The 17,771-nt window shown below is 71.3% G+C and carries 18 protein-coding genes; 6 read left to right on the top strand and 12 right to left on the bottom strand.

The annotated features are described in order from the left end of the window. Positions 1 to 27: 27 nt before the first annotated feature. Positions 28 to 963: an ABC transporter substrate-binding protein gene (locus ACWEJ6_RS46490; protein WP_452431760.1), complete on the top strand. Its 936-nt coding sequence runs from the start codon at positions 28 to 30 to the stop codon at positions 961 to 963. Then, positions 939 to 2,585 carry a choline dehydrogenase gene (gene betA, locus ACWEJ6_RS46485; RefSeq protein ID WP_452431759.1) on the top strand — a complete coding sequence of 549 codons (1,647 nt, stop codon included), beginning with the start codon at positions 939 to 941 and terminating at the stop codon, positions 2,583 to 2,585. The genes ACWEJ6_RS46490 and betA overlap by 25 nt, the downstream gene beginning before the upstream one ends. Positions 2,586 to 2,591: 6 nt before the next feature. On the opposite strand, the gene ACWEJ6_RS46480 is transcribed toward betA, so the two are convergent. Beyond that, positions 2,592 to 3,380, bottom strand: a complete 789-nt coding sequence (locus tag ACWEJ6_RS46480; protein WP_452431758.1) for an ABC transporter permease — start codon at positions 3,378 to 3,380, stop codon at positions 2,592 to 2,594. Continuing rightward, positions 3,377 to 4,315 carry an ATP-binding cassette domain-containing protein gene (locus ACWEJ6_RS46475; protein ID WP_387667798.1) on the bottom strand — a complete coding sequence of 313 codons (939 nt, stop codon included), beginning with the start codon at positions 4,313 to 4,315 and terminating at the stop codon, positions 3,377 to 3,379. The genes ACWEJ6_RS46480 and ACWEJ6_RS46475 overlap by 4 nt, the downstream gene beginning before the upstream one ends. Before the next feature lie 80 nt (positions 4,316 to 4,395). Between ACWEJ6_RS46475 and ACWEJ6_RS46470 the strand changes: the two genes are divergently transcribed. After that, positions 4,396 to 5,163, top strand: a complete 768-nt coding sequence (locus ACWEJ6_RS46470) for a TetR/AcrR family transcriptional regulator C-terminal domain-containing protein (RefSeq protein WP_387667801.1) — start codon at positions 4,396 to 4,398, stop codon at positions 5,161 to 5,163. Here the strand turns inward: ACWEJ6_RS46470 and ACWEJ6_RS46465 are convergent. Continuing rightward, complete coding sequence (locus ACWEJ6_RS46465; protein WP_387667803.1) at positions 5,152 to 5,604, bottom strand: MarR family winged helix-turn-helix transcriptional regulator; 453 nt, start codon at positions 5,602 to 5,604, stop codon at positions 5,152 to 5,154. The genes ACWEJ6_RS46470 and ACWEJ6_RS46465 overlap by 12 nt on opposite strands. 74 nt (positions 5,605 to 5,678) lie before the next feature. Between ACWEJ6_RS46465 and ACWEJ6_RS46460 the strand changes: the two genes are divergently transcribed. Next, a complete protein-coding gene (locus ACWEJ6_RS46460) occupies positions 5,679 to 6,080 on the top strand; it encodes a hemerythrin domain-containing protein (protein ID WP_452431757.1) in 402 nt (133 codons plus the stop codon). On the opposite strand, the gene ACWEJ6_RS46455 is transcribed toward ACWEJ6_RS46460, so the two are convergent. The 7 genes from ACWEJ6_RS46455 to ACWEJ6_RS46425 form a co-directional block, all read right to left on the bottom strand. Continuing rightward, positions 6,077 to 6,655, bottom strand: a complete 579-nt coding sequence (locus ACWEJ6_RS46455) for a GTP-binding protein (RefSeq protein WP_352321413.1) — start codon at positions 6,653 to 6,655, stop codon at positions 6,077 to 6,079. The genes ACWEJ6_RS46460 and ACWEJ6_RS46455 overlap by 4 nt on opposite strands. Further along, positions 6,636 to 6,998 (bottom strand): DUF742 domain-containing protein, encoded by a 363-nt coding sequence (locus tag ACWEJ6_RS46450; RefSeq protein WP_125631446.1) that lies wholly within the window; start codon positions 6,996 to 6,998, stop codon positions 6,636 to 6,638. Before ACWEJ6_RS46450 ends, ACWEJ6_RS46455 begins: the two co-directional genes overlap by 20 nt. 26 nt (positions 6,999 to 7,024) lie before the next feature. Next, a complete protein-coding gene (locus ACWEJ6_RS46445) occupies positions 7,025 to 7,447 on the bottom strand; it encodes a roadblock/LC7 domain-containing protein (protein ID WP_185844483.1) in 423 nt (140 codons plus the stop codon). 21 nt (positions 7,448 to 7,468) lie between these two features. After that, entirely contained in the window at positions 7,469 to 10,312 is a 2,844-nt protein-coding gene (locus ACWEJ6_RS46440; protein WP_452431755.1) for a nitrate- and nitrite sensing domain-containing protein, read from the bottom strand. A 225-nt stretch (positions 10,313 to 10,537) separates the two neighbouring features. Next, positions 10,538 to 12,763 carry a [protein-PII] uridylyltransferase gene (locus ACWEJ6_RS46435; RefSeq protein WP_387667811.1) on the bottom strand — a complete coding sequence of 742 codons (2,226 nt, stop codon included), beginning with the start codon at positions 12,761 to 12,763 and terminating at the stop codon, positions 10,538 to 10,540. Further along, entirely contained in the window at positions 12,760 to 13,098 is a 339-nt protein-coding gene (locus tag ACWEJ6_RS46430; RefSeq protein ID WP_352321406.1) for a P-II family nitrogen regulator, read from the bottom strand. Before ACWEJ6_RS46430 ends, ACWEJ6_RS46435 begins: the two co-directional genes overlap by 4 nt. Next, on the bottom strand, positions 13,095 to 14,411 hold the full coding sequence (locus ACWEJ6_RS46425; protein WP_358283648.1) for an ammonium transporter: 1,317 nt from the start codon (positions 14,409 to 14,411) through the stop codon (positions 13,095 to 13,097). The genes ACWEJ6_RS46430 and ACWEJ6_RS46425 overlap by 4 nt, the downstream gene beginning before the upstream one ends. 192 nt (positions 14,412 to 14,603) lie before the next feature. Here ACWEJ6_RS46425 and ACWEJ6_RS46420 point away from each other — a divergent pair, with 192 nt between their 5' ends. Beyond that, on the top strand, positions 14,604 to 15,524 hold the full coding sequence (locus ACWEJ6_RS46420) for an ABC transporter substrate-binding protein (RefSeq protein ID WP_452431753.1): 921 nt from the start codon (positions 14,604 to 14,606) through the stop codon (positions 15,522 to 15,524). On the opposite strand, the gene ACWEJ6_RS46415 is transcribed toward ACWEJ6_RS46420, so the two are convergent. Beyond that, a complete protein-coding gene (locus ACWEJ6_RS46415; RefSeq protein ID WP_452431752.1) occupies positions 15,508 to 16,272 on the bottom strand; it encodes an MOSC domain-containing protein in 765 nt (254 codons plus the stop codon). The two genes, ACWEJ6_RS46420 and ACWEJ6_RS46415, sit on opposite strands and share 17 nt — an antisense overlap. A gap of 10 nt (positions 16,273 to 16,282) precedes the next feature. Then, entirely contained in the window at positions 16,283 to 17,086 is an 804-nt protein-coding gene (locus tag ACWEJ6_RS46410; protein WP_452431751.1) for an alpha/beta fold hydrolase, read from the bottom strand. Between the two features lie 79 nt (positions 17,087 to 17,165). Between ACWEJ6_RS46410 and ACWEJ6_RS46405 the strand changes: the two genes are divergently transcribed. Next, positions 17,166 to 17,732, top strand: a complete 567-nt coding sequence (locus tag ACWEJ6_RS46405; RefSeq protein ID WP_364324545.1) for a TetR/AcrR family transcriptional regulator — start codon at positions 17,166 to 17,168, stop codon at positions 17,730 to 17,732. Positions 17,733 to 17,771: the final 39 nt, after the last annotated feature.

Genomic DNA, 17,771 nt, shown 5'->3' with positions numbered 1-17,771 from the left:
GAGGAGGCGCGGTCGCGGAGACCTCTCATGCGAACCAAGAAGCTGGCCGGGCCGCTGCTCGCGGCCCTGCTCCTGACGTCCTGCTCCGGCGGCGCCCCCGAGACCGGGGTCGCCGCCAAGGGCACGGTCAACATCGACGTGCACGCCTGGGTCGGGTACGAGGCCCAGGCCGCCGTCCTGGCCTACCTGCTCGAACACGAGCTGGGTTACAAGGTCAACACGCGCAAGAACAACGAGAGCGATTCCTGGCGCGATTTCGAATCCGGCAAGGTCGACGTGATCGTCGAGAACTGGGGACACAACGACCTGAAGAAGGAGTACATCGAGCAGAAGAAGGTGGCGCTGTCGGCCGGGCTCACCGGCAACAAAGGCGTGATCGGTTGGTACGTCCCCGAGTGGATGACCAAGAAATATCCCGACATCACCGACTATCGGAACCTGAACAAGTATGCACACCTATTCCGGACCGGCAAAACCGGAAATTTGGGTCAGGTACTCGACGGGGACCCGACATTCGTCACCAACGACGAGGTTCTCATCAAGAACCTCGGCCTCGATTACAAGGTCGTCTACTCCGGCAGCGAGGACGCGCTGATCAAGGCCGCGCAGACGGCGGCGCGCACCCGCACGCCCCTGCTCATGTATTTCTACGAACCGCAATGGCTGTTCACCAAGGTCAAACTGGTCAAGGTCAACCTGCCCCCGTACGCGGTCGGCTGCGACGACGTGCCCGCCAGGGTCGCCTGCGACTACCCGCCGTACCTGCTGGACAAGATCGTCAGCAGGCGGTTCGCCGAGCGTGGCGGGAAGGCGTACGAGCTGGTGCGCAACTTCACCTGGACCAACGACAACCAGAACGCCGTGGCCGCCGAGATGATCAACGGCAAGAAGACCGCCGAGCAGGCCGCCCGGCAGTGGGTGGAGGAGAACAAGATCGTGTGGAAGGACTGGATCCCGCGTTGAGCTTCGACTTCGTCATCGTGGGCGGCGGCTCGGCCGGCTGCGCCCTGGCCAACCGGCTGAGCGCCGATCCGTCGGTGTCCGTGCTGGTGCTGGAGGCGGGCCGGCCGGACTACCTCTGGGACGTCTTCATCCACATGCCGGCCGCGCTGATGTTCCCCATCGGCAGCCGGTTCTACGACTGGAAGTACGAGTCCGAGCCAGAGCCGCACATGAACAACCGGCGCATCTACCACGCGCGCGGCAAGGTGCTGGGCGGCTCCAGCAGCATCAACGGGATGATCTTCCAGCGCGGCAACCCGCTGGACTACGAGCGCTGGGCCGCCGATCCCGGCATGGAGAACTGGGACTACGCCCACTGCCTGCCCTACTTCAGGCGCATGGAGAACTGCCTGGCCGACCCCGGCTCCCCCTTCCGGGGCGACGACGGCCCGCTGAAGCTGGAGCGCGGCCCGGCCCGCGGCCCGCTGTTCGAGGCGTTCTTCGAGGCGGTCCAGCAGGCCGGCCATCCGCTCACCGACGACGTGAACGGCTACCGCCAGGAGGGCTTCGCCGCCTTCGACCGCAACGTCCACCGGGGCCGCCGGCTCAGCGCGGCCCGCGCCTACCTGCATCCGGTGCGCCGCCGTCCCAACCTCACGGTCAGGACGCGGGCCCACGTGGAGAAGGTGCTCTTCGACGGGACGCGGGCGGTGGGCGTCCAGTGCGGCGGCGAGCGCATCGAGGCGCGCGAGGTCGTGCTGTGCGGCGGCGCGATCAACACCCCGCAGCTCCTCCAGCTGTCCGGGGTCGGGCCGAAGGCGCTCCTGGAGTCCGTGGGCGTCCGGGTGGCGCACGACCTGCCGGGCGTCGGCGAGAACCTCCAGGACCATCTGGAGGTCTACGTCCAGCACGCCTGCACGCAGCCCGTCTCGCAGCAGCCGTCGCTGGCGATGTGGCGGCGGCCGTTCATCGGCGCCGACTGGCTGTTCCTGCGGCGCGGCCCCGGCGCCACGAACCACTTCGAGGCGGGCGGGTTCATCCGCTCCAACGACGACGTCGCGTACCCGAACCTGATGTTCCACTTCCTGCCGATCGCCGTGCGCTACGACGGCTCGGCGCCGGCCGGCGGGCACGGCTACCAGGTGCACATCGGCCCGATGTACTCCGACGCCCGCGGCTCGGTGCGGATCCGGTCGGCCGACCCCCGCGCCAAGCCCGCGCTGCGCTTCAACTACCTCTCCACCGAGCAGGACCGCCGCGAGTGGGTGGAGGCGATCAGGCACGCCCGCGCCATCCTGTCCCAGCCCGCCTGGGCCGGCCTGGACGGCGGCGAGATCTCCCCCGGCCCGGACGTCCGGACCGACGAGGAGATCCTGGCCTGGGTGGCCAAGGACGGCGAGACCGCCCTGCACCCGTCGTGCACCTGCAAGATGGGCGTGGACGACCTGGCCGTGGTCGACCCCGCCACCATGCGCGTGCACGGCCTGGACGGCCTGCGCGTCGTGGACGCCTCCGCCATGCCGTACGTCACCAACGGCAACATCTACGCCCCGGTCATGATGCTCGCCGAGAAGTCCGCCGACCTGATCCTCGGCAACACCCCCCTCGCCCCCGACACCACGGCCTTCCACCGCCACGCCTGACCCGGTCTAACGGTCCAGACGCTGGTACAGGCGGACGGACAGGACGAAGAAGACGACGGTGATCGCCAGCGGCCACAGCACCGCCATCGTCACGGCGTGCTGGGCCACCCACGAGTCGCCGCCCCAGCCCGGGTTGCCGAACAGCTGCCTGGCGGCGGCGACCGTGGAGGAGAGCGGGTTCCACTCCGAGATCGCGCCCAGCCAGCCGGGCATGGTGCCGGGCGCGACGAAGGCGTTGGACAGGAAGCCGATCGGGAACTCCAGCGTCTGGATCGCGACCACCGCGCCCGGCTCGCGGGTGAGCAGGCCGAGGTACATGCCCGCCCACAGCAGGGCGAAGCGCAGGAGCAGCAGCAGGCCGATCGCGCCGAGCGCGCCCCCGGCCGAGGCGGGCCGCCAGCCCACCGCCAGGCCGCACAGCAGCAGCCCGCCCAGGATCAGGACCGAGTTGAGCAGGTCGGCCACGGCCCGCCCGACCAGCACGGCCGAGGGCGCCATGGGCATCGACCGGAACCGGTCGGTGACGCCCTTGGAGACGTCGGAGGACACGGCGATCATGGTGGAGCTCAGGCCGAAGAGCATCGTCATGCCGTACATGCCGGGCATGAGGAAGGCGAAGTAGTCGGCCCCCGCGGGCACCTCGACCGCGCCGCCGAACAGGTAGCCGAAGGCCAGGGTGATCACCACGGGGAAGAGCACCCCGAAGACCACCGTCATGGGCTGGTTGGCCCAGTGGATCAGGTCGCGGCGGGCGACGGTCCAGCCGTCGGCCAGCGCCCATCTGAGTGCGGTCATCGATCGCCTCCCGCGGTCGTCAGGTTCAGGAAGACCTCGTCGAGGGTCGGCCGGCGCAGCGCGACGTCGGCGGCCTCGATGCCGGCCGCCGCCAGCGCGGGCAGGACCCGGGTGAGCGCGCTCACCCGCTCGGCCACCGGGGCGCTGACGTGCCGGGTGTCCCGGTCGATCTCGGCGGGGCCCGCGGCGGCCGCCGAGAGGATCGCTGCCGCCTCGTCGAGCCGCGCCGGGTCGTTGATCACCACGTCGAGCCGGTCGCCGCCGAGCTTGGCCTTCAGCTCCTCCGGCGTGCCCTCGGCCACCAGCCGGCCGGAGTCGATCACCGCGACGCGGTCCGCGAGCTGGTCGGCCTCCTCCAGGTACTGGGTGGTCAGCAGCACGGTCGTGCCGCCCGCGACCAGCTCGCGCACCGCGTTCCAGATCCCGGCGCGGCTGCGCGGGTCGAGGCCGGTGGTGGGCTCGTCGAGGAAGAGCACGGGCGGCGCCAGGATCATGCTGGCGGCCAGGTCGAGCCGCCTGCGCAGGCCGCCGGACAGCTCCTTGGCCGGGCCGTCGTGCCCGGTCAGGCCGAAGCGCTCCAGCAGCTCGGCGGCCCGGGCGCGGGCGGCCGGCGCGCTCAGGTGGTAGAGGCGGCCGAACAGCTCCAGGTTCTGCCTTCCGGTCAGGATCTCGTCCACGGCCGTCTGCTGGCCGACCAGGCCGATGGCGGCGCGGACCCGGCGGGGCTCGGCCGTCACGTCGAACCCGGCCACCTCCGCCCGGCCGGCCGAGGGGCGAAGGAGCGTGGTGAGGATGCGGACGGCGGTGGTCTTCCCGGCGCCGTTGGGCCCGAGCAGGCCGTAGACGGTGCCGGCGGGCACGTCGAGATCGATGCCGTCGAGCGCCGTCGTCGAGCCGTAGGTCTTGCGCAGGCCCTGGGCGAGCACTGCGGACATGGCCACCTCCTTGTCGAATCGTACGGCGTACCGTACAACATACGATCGACGCACGCAACCGTACGGTGTACCGTACGAGGGTGACTGTTGAGTACCCGGGCAAAGGCGACCCGGCCCGCAGCCTCGCGCTGCTGTGGCGGACGAGCGAACGGGCCAGCCGCAAGGGCAAGCCGGAGCTGAGCGTCGAGCGCGTCGTCCGCGCCGCCATCGACGTGGCCGACGCCGAGGGGCTGGCGGCGCTGTCCATGCGCCGGGTGGCCGAGAAGCTGGGCGTGGGCACGATGTCGCTCTACACGTACGTGCCGGGCAAACCCGAGCTGCTCGACGTCATGCTCGACACCGTCTACGGCGAGACCGCCCGCCCCGAGGACGTGCCGGGCGGCTGGCGGGCCCGCCTGGAGCTGATCGCCCGCGAGAACTTCGCCCTCTACCTGCGTCACCCGTGGCTGCTCCAGGTGGCGGCCAGCCGCCCGGTCCTCGGCCCCAACGTCACCGCCAAGTACGACTACGAGCTGCGCGCCGTCGACGGCATCGGCCTGACCGACCTGGAGATGGACTCGGTGATCACGCTGGTCACCGGCTTCGTGCACGGCACCGCGAGAGGTGCGGTGGAGGCCGCCCAGGCCGAGAGCCGGACCGGCATGACGGACCTGCAGTGGTGGGCCGCGCACGCGCCCTTCCTCAGCCGGATCTCCGATCCCGCCATGTTCCCCACAGCCTCGCGCGTCGGCCAGGCGGCCGGGGAGGCGCTGCAGGCCGCCTACAGCCCCGAGCACGCCTTCGAGTTCGGCCTCCAGCGCGTGCTCGACGGCGTCGAGGTGCTGGTCAACAGCCGGTCAGCGGGCTGACAACGCCTGCTCGTAGGCCAGCAGGGTGCGCACGAACGTCTGCCGCTCCTGCGGCGTCAGCGGGTCGAGCGCGGCCCGCCAGGCCGTGGCGCCGTAGCCGAGCCATTCGGTGATCGCCTCCTGGTGGGCCGGGGCGATGCTGACGATCGTGCGGCGCCGGTCGGCGTCGTCCTCGCGGCGCTCCAGCACGCCCTTCCTGCTCAGCTCGCCCACCATCAGGCTCACGGTGGCCGGCGCCACCTCCAGGCGCCCGGCCAGCTCGTTGACCGTGGTCGGGCCGTCGAACAGCAGGTAGGCCAGCAACGACAGGTGCCGGGGGGCCAGCGCCAACGACCGCAGCGCCTCGGGCACCTTGAGCCGCTTGGCCCGGCCCACCATGCGCGGCATCAGGAGCAGCAGCGTCCTGATGCCTTCGTCCACGCTCAAGCCGTCGGTTGACATCGCCAATACCTTGCTGTCTAAATTAGCTTTGTTCGCAAAGCTAATTTGTCGTCGTCTGAGCAAAGGATAGTGACATGGACGAGCGGGTGCGGGCCTTCGGGGACGAGCTGGTCAAGGTGCACGACTGGTTCAGGGGCGAGCTGGCGAAGCTGCGCGCGGGCGGGGCCGTCACCGACGACCTGCGGGCACACTGCCTGACCTTCTGCGACGCGCTGAGCTTCCACCACTCCGGCGAGGACCGGGTGGCGTTCCCCTACCTGGAGGGCACGCGCCCGGAGCTGAAGGAGGCGCTCGACCGGCTGCGCCGCGAGCACGAGGTGATCGCGGCGCTGGTCGAGGAGCTGCGCGCGGCGAGCGACCCGGCGGCGATCGAACGCGTCGCCGCCGAGCTGGAGAGCCACTTCGACCATGAGGAGCGGGCGCTGGTGCCCGTGCTCAACTCGCTGGAGAGCGTCCCGTGGGCGGTCGGCGGCTAGCGGACGGGGGCCGCGCGCAGCCGTACGACGTGCTCGACCAGCGAGATCAGCGTCGTCTTGACCGACTCGCGGTTGCGCGCGTCGGTGCGCACGATCGGCACGTGCGAGCCCAGCGCCAGCGCCTCGCGCACCTCGTCGTCGGTGTGCGGGAACTGCCCGTCCCAGCCGTTGATGCCCACCACGAACGGCAGCTTGGCCTCTTCGAAGTAGTCGATGGCGGGGAAGCTGTCGGCCAGGCGGCGGGTGTCGAGCAGCACGACCGCGCCGATGGCGCCGCGGACCAGGTCGTCCCACATGAACCAGAACCGGTGCTGTCCGGGCGTGCCGAACAGGTACAGGATCAGGTCGCGGTCGAGCGAGAGCCGGCCGAAGTCCATGGCGACGGTCGTGGTCTGCTTGTTCGGCGTCAACCCGAGGTCGTCGATGCCCGCGGACGCGTCGGTCATCACCGCTTCCGTGGTGAGCGGGAGGATCTCGGACACCGCCCCCACGAACGTCGTCTTGCCGACGCCGAACCCACCAGCGACGACGATCTTCGTCGAAGTGAGCCCGGGGCTAGAGCCTGCGAAGTCCACTGAGCACCCTTTCGAGCATGTTGAGGTCTGGCTGTCCCTGGCTGAGGCGTGGCTGGTGCAGGCGGACGAGACCTTCGTCTGACATGTCCGCCACTAGCACCCTCGCCACGCCCAGCGGGACGCGGAGCAGGGCCGAGATCTCGGCGACCGACCGGAACGTCCTGCAGAGCTGCATGATGGCCTCCTGCTCGGGGGTGAGCATGGCCATCTCGTCGTCCGGGATCGACATCGACGAGATCAGCGTCTCCATCGCGAGGTGATACCGCGGCTCGGAACGGCCGCCGGTCACCGCGTAAGGACGGAACAGGGGCTCGTCGTCCCCGGTCCCGTCACTGCCGTACACGGCCCTCTCCCATCAGTTCCATCACATCACCGGGTCCTGGCGGCCTGGAGTTCGGCGCGCAGGGCCGGCGTGAGCGCCTGTCCCGCTCTGTCTACCAGCAGCGTCATCTGGTACGCCACCAGCCCCATGTCACAATCAGGACCCGCCAGCACCGTCAGCACCGAGCCGTCGCTGATCGCCATGACCAGCAGCAGCCCGCGCTGCATCTCGACGACGGTCTGCGACACCGCGCCGCCCTCGAACACCCTGGACGCGCCCACCGTCAGGCTCAGCAGACCGGCGGAGACCGCCGCGAGCTGGTCGGCCCGGTCCGGCGGGAAACCCTCGGAGGCGGCCAGGCACAGGCCGTCCGCCGAGACGACCACGGCGTGCGCGACCCCCGGAGTGTTGCGCACGAAGTCGGTGATCAGCCAGTCGAAGCGGTGCGCTTCATGGCTCAGCGTTGTCACGCATCCTCCCCAGCGGGACGCTTACTCACTCTGTTCCTCCTGTCCACGTACTTCCTGGCGGCCCCGTCGCACACCCTTCTGGTAGCTGGCCATGCGGCTGCGCATCCGGTCGGCTGAGACCGGTGGCGCCGGCGGCGGCGACTGCTGAGCCTGCTGCTGAGCGGGCTGGCTGGCCGTGCCGGGGACCAGATTGGCCTTGGGGGTGCGCTTGGGGAGCCCCGCGGCGGTCACGCCGCCGAGGCTGGGCTCGCTGGCTTTGGCCGCCGCACGCCAACCGGCGTCCGCGGCCGTCTGCCACGCTTCCTCCCCAGAGGGTACGGCTTGCGCGGGCCTCGCCTCACCGCCGTTCTCGCCGGACGAGGACGCCTCGGGCGCCGACTCCCCCGGCGGCCTGCGGAACCACGCGGACTCCACCGACGCGAAGATCGGCAGAAACTCCTCCTGCTCCGGCTCCATCGGCGAGACGTCCACCGAGGGCGTCGGATCGGGACGGCGTACGTCGTTCGTCCCGTAGTTCGTCGCGTACGGCGGCGGCGTCGGGAACGTCCCGCCGCTCGCCGGGTACGGCGGGAACGAGCCGGTGCCCGACGACAACGACGGGTAGGCCCCGGAGTCGAACGAGGACGGCTGCCGCCGGTAGGAACCGCCGTCGGTGTCGGCCGTGAAGCCGTTGACCGGACGGCCCGGGTCGGAGTTGAACGCCCCGAGCCCGTGCCTGGGCGCGGGCGGCGGCGGGTTGTCGAAGGACGGCGGCCCGGAGGGAGCGCTGTCGAAGGTCCCCGAGGGCGCCGGGGCCGCCGGGGACGCCGGGGACGCCGACGGCCCGGTGCCGAACCTGGCCGGGTCGCCCGGAGCCGGCCTGGCCCCGTTCGCCTCGACCGAGTCGAAGCTGCCGAACGACCGGAACGAGCCGTTCGGCGCAGGCGGCGGCACGGTTCCGCCGCCGAACGCGGGGCGCTGCGGCAGCGGCTGCTGCATGTTGTCGGCGATCAGCGTGGGCGGCAGCAGCACCATGGCGATCAGGCCGGCGCCCTCGCCCTTGCGCAGCTGCACCCGGATGCCGTGGCGCAGCGCCAGCCGGCCGACCACGAACAGGCCCATGCGGCGGGAGACCGACACGTCCACGACGGGCGGCTCGGCCAGGCGGCGGTTGGCCTCGGCCAGCTCCTCCTCGGTCATGCTGATGCCGGAGTCGCTCACCGACAGCAGCGCGCCGCCGCCCTCGATGAGACTGCTGGAGACCAGGACCTGGGAGTTGCTCGGGGAGAACTGGATCGCGTTCTCGACCAGCTCGGCCACCAGGTGGACGAGGTCGTTGGCGGCGCTGCCCTGCACGGACGTGGCCCGGTGGACCTTGACCTGGACCCGCTCGTAGCCCTCGACCTCCGACAGCGCGGCGCGCACGACGTCGACCAGCTTGGCCGGCTGGCTGCGCCGGCGGGTGGCCTCGTGGCCGGCGAGGACCAGCAGGTTCTCGGAGTTGCGGCGCATGCGGGTGGCCAGGTGGTCGAGCTTGAACAGGTCGGCCAGCCGGCCGCCGTCCTGCTCGCCCTTCTCCAGGCCGTCGATCAGCGAGATCTGCCGCTCGACCAGCGTCTGGGTGCGGCGCGAGAGGTTGACGAACATCGAGCTGATGTTGCTGCGGAGCTCGGCCTCCTCACCGGCCAGGCGCACGGCCTGGCGGTGGACCTGGTCGAAGGCCCGCGCGACCTCGCCGATCTCGTCCTGGCCCTCGACCTCGATCGGGCGGACCTCGGTGCTGGCCTCGCCCGAGACGCGCAGCTGGCGGACCACGTCGGGGAGCCGGAAACCGGCGATCTCCAGCGCCTCCGTGCGCAGCCGGCGCAGCGGGCCGACCATCGAACGGGCGATGGCCACGGTCAGCAGCAGCACGATCAGCAGCAGCGCCAGGATCAGCACACCGGCGATGATGGCGTTGCGGATCTCGGCCTCGCGCAGCTCCTGGCTGCGCAGGTTCACCTTGTCGGCGAGGTCCTTCTCGATCTCGTGCAGGACGCCGATCGCGACCTTGTTGTCGTTGAACCACTGCTCGCGGGCGTTGGACCGGGAGGAGATCAGGTTGTCGGCGATCCGCACGCCCGGGGCCCGGCCGCTGGCCAGGGTGACCGCGCGGGCCTTGGTGAGCTGGACGTTGACGTACTCGTTCTTGCCGGTCAGCAGCTTGGACAGCTGCAGGCCGATCTCGACGCCGGCCTCGGCGCCCACGGTGGCGATGTCGCTCTGCTCGCGGGCGTTGGAGGCGATGAACCGCTCGACCTCCTTGGCGTCGACGCGCTCGACGTTGTAGGAGTTCTTCAGCAGCTGCACGCGCTGGCGGGACATCTCCTCCTTGGCCTGCGCGAGCGCGCTCAGGGCGCGGAAGTGGCCGATGATCTGGGAGTCGTCCGACAGCAGCGAGAGCTCGTCGTGCAGCTTGAGCAGGGTGTCGGTCAGGAAGTCGTACCGGATGGTGTCGGCCTGGCCCTCGGCGCGGATCTTGCTCAGCCGGTTGAGGTCGTACTTGGCCTGGCCGGCGGCCTTGACGACGCGTTCGCCGTAGGACTCGTCCATGGTGTCGAGGTCCGCGCGGACGCTGGTGACCAGCTTGTCGACCGCGGCCTTGTACTCGGCGAGTTCGCCGGCCTTCGACTTGCGCAACTTGGGATAGGCGCCGATCCAGCCCCCCGTGTCACGCTCCAGGCCGAGTGCCTGCACCAGGTCGCGGATCCGGCCGGCCTGCTCGGCCGCGGTGGCCGTGCGGTCGTAGTCGCCGATGCTCTGGACCGAGCCGACCACACGTGCTCCCCCGAGCACGACGCCGGCGATGGTGGGCACGAGGATGAGCGCCGTCAGACGCCATCTCACGCGCCAGTTCCGCAGGCCGAGGCGAGGCAGCGACCGCTTCCCGCGGTCCCGCCTCGCGGCATGGCCGCTGTCGGAGTTCCCCGTGATCACTGCTTTCGCTACCCCTCAATCGTCCCGTTCAAACGACGGGTGTTCAAGCCGTCCACAAGGTATCCGCAGCATCCGACTTAACAGGCATTTCGGACACAATCGTTACATATGTGACCGACAGTTGTTCACTGTTGGTTATCGCAGTGCGGCCAGCACCTGATCGTGGACTTGAGCTCGCTGCGCGCTGTCGCTGAGGGGGCGACCGGCGCGGTCCACGACATAGAAGACGTCCACCGCCTCCGCGCCGAGAGTCTCCACGCGGGCGGCTCTCACGTCAAGACCGCACTCCCCGAACGCCCGTCCGATGCGCCACAGGAGCCCCGGCCTGTCATGGGCCCTGACTTCCACCACGGTGGCCGTCGCGGAGGCGTCGTCGACCAGTGTCACCCGAGGTGGAGCCACAGGTACCCGCGGCGGCCGCACGGACCTGGTCCGGCGGGCCAGCCGCTGCTCGATGTCAAGACGGCCGGCAAGGACGAGACGGAGGTCGGCCTCCAGGGTGGCGGGGTCGGGCGGCGAGCCGTACTCGGGCACGACGGCGAACTCGATCACCGCCGTGCCGCCCGCCGAGGCGGCCGACGCCGAGCGCACGACCATCCGGTGGGCGGCCAGCACCCCGGCGGCGCTCCACAACAGCCCGGCCCGGTCGGGCGCGACGACGGTGACCGCCCCGCCGTTGACGCGCACCGCGCCGCCGCCGTGCCGGGCCAGCGCCGCCTGCTCGGGCGGGATCGAGGGCGCCCTGGGCGGCGGCGAGCCCGACAACACGGACCTGACGCGGCGCACGAGGTCGGCGACCAGCCCGGCCTTCCAGGCGTTCCACGCGGCCGGCCCGGTCGCGTTGCCGTCGGCGACGGCCAGCGCGGCCAGCAGGTCGAGCACCTCACGGGAGCCGACCGTGGCCGCGACCTTCTCGATCGTGACCGGGTCGTCGAGGTCCCTGCGGGTGGCGGTCTCGGGCAGCAGCAGGTGGTGGCGCACGACGGTGGCCAGCGTCTCGACGTCGCGGGCGGGCAGCCCCATGCGCCGGGCGATGTCGCGGACCACGACCTCGCCCGTCGCCGAGTGGTCACCGGGCCAGCCCTTGCCGATGTCGTGCAGGAGCGCGCCGATCAGCAGCAGGTCGGGACGGGAGACCTCGCGGGCGTGGCCGGCGGCGTTCGCGGCGGCCTCGATCAGGTGCCGGTCGACGGTGAAGCGGTGGATGGGGTTGCGCTGCGGACGGTGCCGTACGCGCTCCCAGTCAGGAAGCAGCTTGACAAGCACGCCCGCCTGGTCGAGCTCCTCCCACACCGGCACGGCGGCCCGTCCGGCGCCGAGGACGGACACCAGCGCGTCGCGCGCCTCCTCCGGCCACGGCACCGGCATCGGAGCCGACTGAGCAGCCAGGACGGACACCGTGGCGGGCGCCAGCGGCAGCCCCGAGCCGGCCGCCGCGGCGGCGGCCCGCAGCACCAGGACGGGGTCCTTGCGCGGGTCGGCGCCCCTGGCGAGCACCACCTCGCCGCCGTGCTCGACCACGCCGTCGGCCAGCGGGCGGCGCCCTCGCGGGACCGGTCCTGACAGCAGCCTGTCAACCGTGCGCCAGGTGGCGTCGAAGGCGTGGGAGACGGTCCGGCCCGCCTCGGCGAGCCGGCGCATGAGGGCCTCGGCGTCCAGCAGGCCGAGCAGCCCGGCCACCGCGTCCTGCTCCTGGAGCACCAGCCGGTCGGCGCCGCGCGCGGTGACGACGTGCAGCGCGTGCCGCACGTCGAGGATGAACTCGTGGGCCTCGCGCGCCCGCGGTCCCGGCGCCGAGGCGACCCATGCCGCCGCCACGGCCTGCATCGCCTGGACGTCGCGCAGCCCGCCGCGGCCGTCCTTGAGGTCGGGTTCGAGGAGGAAGGCCAGCTCGCCGCTGACCTGGGCCCGGCGGTCGGCCGACGCGCGCAGCTCGCCCAGCCTGCGCCGCGAGTCGGCCCGCCACTCGGCCAGCACCGCCTCCCTGGCCCTCCTGGTCAGCTCGGGGTCGCCGGCGACGTGCCTGGCCTGGATGAGGCCGAGCACGGCCTTGAGGTCCTGCCCGGCCACGGCCACGGCCTCCGCCACGGTCCGCACGGAGTGGTCGAGGCCGACGCCGGAGTCCCAGATCGGGTACCAGATGCGCTCGGCGATCCGCGCCACGTCGGCCCGCCCGTCGTGCAGCAGGACCAGGTCCAGGTCGCTGCCGGGGGCCGGCTCGCCGCGGCCGAGGCTGCCGACGGCGACCAGGGAGACCTGGTCGCCGTCGCTCGCCGTCCTGAAGAGGTCCTTGAGCCAGCGGTCGGTGTCCGCGGTCCGCTCCTTGCGGGCCGCGGCGTACGAGCGCGCCTCTCCTCTCACAGGGCCTCCGGCCCTCGCTCTCCGGTGCGTACGCGCACGGCCGTGTCGACGGGCACGGACCAGACCTTGCCGTCGCCGATCTTGCCGGTGTGCGCCGCCTTGACGATGACGTCGATGACGTCCTCGGCGTCGTCCTCCTCGGTCAGCACCTCCAGGCGCACCTTCGGCACCAGGTCCACCTGGTACTCGGCGCCGCGGTAGACCTCGGTGTGGCCGCGCTGGCGGCCGTAGCCGCTGGCCTCGCTGACCGTCATGCCCTTGATGCCGAACTGCTCCAGCGCCGCCTTGACGTCGTCGAGCTTGAACGGCTTGATGATCGCGGTGATGAGCCTCATGCCTCCACCTTCTTGGGAGCCGGTGCCGGGGTGAGCGGACCGTTCGGGGTGGTCACGCCGGAGGCGTAGACCGTGCCGAGGTCGTACCCGGTCTCGGCGTGCGTGGTGACGTCGATGCCGGTGAGCTCGTCCTCGGCGGAGATGCGGAAGCCCATCGTCCTGTCGATGAGCTTGCCGACGATCCAGGTGGCGGCGAACGAGTAGCCGCCGATCGCGACCGGGCCGAGCACCTGCAGCCCGAGCTGGCCGAGGCCGCCGCCGTAGAACAGGCCCTTGCTCTGCTGGTCGAGGAAGGGATAGGCGGCCAGGAAGCCGAGCGAGACGGCGCCGATGACGCCGCCGACCAGGTGCACGCCGACCACGTCGAGCGAGTCGTCGAAGCCCAGCCGGTACTTCAGGCCCACGGCGTAGGCGCAGACGGCCCCAGCGGCCAGGCCGATGACCATCGCGGCCCACGGGTCCACGAAGCCGCAGGCCGGCGTGATGGCGACCAGGCCGGCGACCGCGCCGGAGGCGACGCCGAGGCTGGTGGCGTGGCCGTCGCGCAGCTTCTCCACGACGAGCCAGGCCCCCGCGGCGACCGCCGTGGCGATCTGGGTGTTCATGAACGCCAGCCCGGCGGTGCCGTCCACGGCCAGCTCCGAGCCGGCGTTGAAGCCGAACCAGCCGAACCACAGCAGGCCCGCGCCGAGCAGGACCAGCGTCAGGTTGTGCGGCCGCATCGGCTCCTTGCGCCAGCCCTGGCGCTTGCCGATCACGAGGGCCAGGGCCAGCGCCGCGGCGCCGGCGTTGATGTGCACGACGGTTCCGCCGGCGAAGTCCTCGATGCCCATGGTGTTGAGCCAGCCGGTGCCCCACACCCAGTGGGCGACGGGGAAGTAGACCACGGTGGCCCAGATGACGCTGAACAGGATCCACGCGCCGAACTTCGCCCGGTCCGCGATCGCGCCGCTGATCAGGGCGACGGTGATGATGGCGAACGTCAGCTGGAAGGCCGAGAAGACCAGGCTCGGCATGCCGGTGCCGTCGTCCTTGGTGGCCGTCTCCACCAGGCTCTGCAGGCCCAGGGCGTCGAAGCCGCCGACGACGTTGTTCAGCAGCGAGCTGCCGTTGTCGGTGAAGGCGAGCGAGTGCCCGAACAGCACCCAGGCCACGGTGACCGTGATGATGGCGCCGAAGGACATCATCATCATGTTCAGGACGCTCTTGGCCCTGGTCATGCCCCCGTAGAAGAACGCGAGACCCGGAGTCATCAGCAACACCAGCGCGGTGGCCGCGAGCATCCAGGCTGTGGTGCCGCTATCGATCTTCACGACGCGACCCTCCTTACATGTGACGTGTTGCCACAGCGTGTTCGGCCGGGGTTTCGTGGCTCGACCTGCAGTGTTTCGCGGCGGTGAATCTCACCGGCACGGTGTTTCGGGTAGGTTTCGGCCCCTTCACACGCGCCGATCCGGTCATGAGATACTTAGGATTGCCTAACCTAATAGATCAAGGAATCCCTCATGCGTCTCCGGCTTCTGGCCCTGCTCCCCGTCCTCGCCCTGGCCGCCTGCGGCACCTCGACCGGCACGGAGGACGCCGGCCCCACCCGGACCGTCAAGCACGCCATGGGCGAGACCAAGGTGCCGATGACCCCCAAGCGGGTCGTCGTGCTCGACACCGACAAGCTGGACACGATGGTCTCCCTCGGGATGGCCCCCATAGGCGCGGCCCAGGCGGGCGAGAACCAGACCTGGCCGGAGTACCTCGGCTCGGCGTTGTCGGCCACCAAGCCGGTCGGCACGCTCCAGCAGCCCAACATCGAGGCGATCATGGCGCTCAAGCCGGACCTCATCCTCGGCTCGAAGTTCCGCCAGGCCGCCTTCTACGACAAGCTCAGCAAGATCGCGCCGACCGTGTTCACCGAGAAGGTGGGCGTCACCTGGAAGGAGAACTTCCTGCTGGACGCCGAGGCCCTGGGCAAGAAGGAGCAGGCGTCCGGGCTGCTGTCGGCCTACGAGCGGCGGGCCGAGGCGCTGGGCGGGAAGTTCGGCAAGCTGTCGGTGAGCATCGTGCGCTTCATGCCCACCGAGATCCGCATGTACGGCCCCGAGTCGTTCAGCGGCATCGTGGTCGGCGACGCGGGCGTCCAGCGGCCCGAGGCCCAGCGCCTGGCCGACCAGGACGACAAGCGCTTCGGCAAGCTGAGCCAGGAGAACATCGCCAAGGCCGACGGCGACGCCGTCTTCTACAGCGCCTACGGCGAGGCCGCCGCCAAGTCGCAGGCCACGGTGACCGGCGGCCCGCTGTGGAAGAACCTGGCCGCGGTGAAGGCCGGCCACGCCCACGACGTGGACGACGAGATCTGGATGACCGGCATCGGCGTCACCGCCGCCGGCAAGATCCTCGACGACCTGGAGAAGTACCTCAGCCCGCTGGCCTGACCCGGTCGCCCCGGGCGATCCGGCCGGGCCGCAGCACCCGCGCGTAGACGCCCGCGCACGCCTGCAGCCCGGCCTCCAGCACCTGGACCCGGTTGTGCCGGGCCACCACGCGCAGCGCCTCGGTGTCGCGGCCGAGCGCGCCGTGGGCGAGCGTCGGCACCGCGCAGCGCGGGCTGGCCACGATGACCTGGAGCACGACCTCGTCCCCGACGTGCAGCTCGCGTCCCACCCAGTCGTTCTCCACGAAGCCCGCCGCGTCCGTCCTGATGATCAGGTTGGGCCGGTAGCGGAGGGCTTCGACGTGCCCCCGCGGGCTGAGCTCGCCGATGCGGGCGATCGTCGAGGTGGAGATCAGGTGCAGGGGCGCGAAGTCGAAGAAGGTGCCCGCCGGCGAGGCCCCGCCGAGCGTGCCCGCCGTGTACGGCACCTCCGCCTCGATGCCCTCGGCCAGCACCCGCTCGGGCACCGAGCGCTCCAGCTCGGCCCCCTCCGGCGGCACGTCGATCAGCCGCACCTCGCGGCCGAGCAGCTTCGACAGCTCCTCGTCGCCCGGCACGCGGGCGCCTTCGACGGTCAGCAGGTCGCGCCAGAGCCGCGGGTTCTTGGCGCTGGCGATCTTCCCCGTGGCGACGTCGAGCACCGCCCGGACCCGGTCGCCGGCCAGGCCGCGCTCGGTCACCTCGCTCTCGGCGACCTCCTCGCCCAGCATCGACTTCACCGGATAGCGGCGCAACGTGTCGACATGCATGATCGAGAGCTTAGGCCCGGTCCCAGAAGCGGCGCAGGTGGGGGACCAGCTCGGCGGCCCGCTCGTCGGGGAAGAACAGCCGGCCGCCGTCGATCTCCACGACCTCCCGCACGCCGGGGATCGTGTCGCGCAGCCAGCGGGCCCAGCTCACGTCGAAGAACACGTCGCCGGTGCCCCACACGACCAGCGTCGGCACGGTGAGCACGGTGAGCTGCGGCTCGATGGCGACCATGTCCGCGGCGTCGATCGAGGCCAGCAGGCGTTCGAAGGCGCGGCCGCCGTCCGGCCTGGCCAGGATCGGGCGCAGGTAGGCGTCCACCAGCGCGGCGGGGTCGTCGATGTGCTCGTAGCCGGCGCCCAGGGCTGTTTTGGCCAGCAGCTCGGGGTGGTCGAGCACGGCGGCCACCAGCCCGGCCAGCTCGCCCCTGACGGCCAGCTCCACGGTGTCCTTGAACGCCTCCGGCGGGGTGTTGGTGTGCACGTCGCAGTTGGTGAGGGTGAGCGAGCGCAGGCGGCGGGGGTGGCGTACCGCGAAGACCTGGGCGACGGCGCCGCCGGTGTCGTTGGCGACGAGGTCCACCTCGTCCAGGCCGAGCCCGGCGCACAGCTCCTCCACGGCCTCGGCCAGCGCGGGGATGGACAGGTCCGCGCGCGGCTCGCTGCCGCCGTGCGCGGGCAGGTCCAGGGCCACGCAGCGGCGCTCGTCGCGCAGCTCGGCGATGACGTTGCGCCACAGGTACGAGCTGGTGCCCACACCGTGCACGAACAGGGTCACCGGGCCCTGGCCCTCGTCCACGTAGTTGATGCCGTCCATGCCGGCTCCCTCTCGATTACAGACCGACTGTCGGTCTAGGAAATTACCGACCGTTGGTCGGTTTGTCTAGAGTGAGGACATGAACCTCAAGGCGGAGCGCGGCGCGGCCACCCGCGACAAGGTCCTGGCCATCGCCACGCGGCTGTTCGCCGAGCGGGGCTACGACGACACGTCGATCGAGACCGTGCTCCAGGAGTCGGGGCTGAGCCGCGGGGCCCTCTACCACCACTACGCGGGCAAGGACGCGCTGTTCGAGGCGGTGCTGGAGGCCACGGAGTCGGCCATCGGCGTCAAGATCGCCAAGGCGGTGCGCGGCATCGCCGACCCGGCGGCGGCGCTCCTGGCGGGCGCGCTGGCCTGGGTCAGGCTGGCGGGCGATCCGGTGATCCGGCGCATCGTGCTCATCGACGCGCCCGCGGTGCTGGGCTGGGAGAGCTGGCGGGCGATGGAGGAGCGGTACTCCTTCGGCATGCTGAAGGCGGCCCTGCAGGCGACCGGCGCGGTCCCCGACGACTTCGTCGACCTGCACGCCCACATGCTGCTGGCCGCCGTCAACGAGAGCGCCCTGCTGGTCGCCAGGGGCGGCGACACGGCGACGGCGGAGGCCGCCGTGGAGGAGTTCCTGCGCCGCGTCCTCAAGCCGTAGCGGGCCCTCTGGGCGCTGCGACACGGCCGTGGGAACGGC

The organism is Nonomuraea sp. NPDC004702, from assembly GCF_053601695.1.
Note: the sequence above shows the minus strand (reverse complement) of the source record. Positions and strands in the feature narration are given on the sequence as shown.

Bases quoted from the DNA above. Each gene is read 5' to 3' on its own strand.
- ACWEJ6_RS46460 (WP_452431757.1), top strand. From the start codon at position 5,679: ATGGACGAGCGGGTGCGGGCCTTCGGGGACGAGCTGGTCAAGGTGCAC.
- ACWEJ6_RS46430 (WP_352321406.1), bottom strand. From the start codon at position 13,098: ATGAGGCTCATCACCGCGATCATCAAGCCGTTCAAGCTCGACGACGTC.
- ACWEJ6_RS46410 (WP_452431751.1), bottom strand. From the start codon at position 17,086: ATGGACGGCATCAACTACGTGGACGAGGGCCAGGGCCCGGTGACCCTG.
- ACWEJ6_RS46415 (WP_452431752.1), bottom strand. From the start codon at position 16,272: ATGCATGTCGACACGTTGCGCCGCTATCCGGTGAAGTCGATGCTGGGC.
- ACWEJ6_RS46420 (WP_452431753.1), top strand. From the start codon at position 14,604: ATGCGTCTCCGGCTTCTGGCCCTGCTCCCCGTCCTCGCCCTGGCCGCC.
- ACWEJ6_RS46480 (WP_452431758.1), bottom strand. From the start codon at position 3,380: ATGACCGCACTCAGATGGGCGCTGGCCGACGGCTGGACCGTCGCCCGC.
- ACWEJ6_RS46405 (WP_364324545.1), top strand. From the start codon at position 17,166: ATGAACCTCAAGGCGGAGCGCGGCGCGGCCACCCGCGACAAGGTCCTG.
- ACWEJ6_RS46475 (WP_387667798.1), bottom strand. From the start codon at position 4,315: ATGTCCGCAGTGCTCGCCCAGGGCCTGCGCAAGACCTACGGCTCGACG.
- ACWEJ6_RS46465 (WP_387667803.1), bottom strand. From the start codon at position 5,604: ATGTCAACCGACGGCTTGAGCGTGGACGAAGGCATCAGGACGCTGCTG.
- ACWEJ6_RS46490 (WP_452431760.1), top strand. From the start codon at position 28: ATGCGAACCAAGAAGCTGGCCGGGCCGCTGCTCGCGGCCCTGCTCCTG.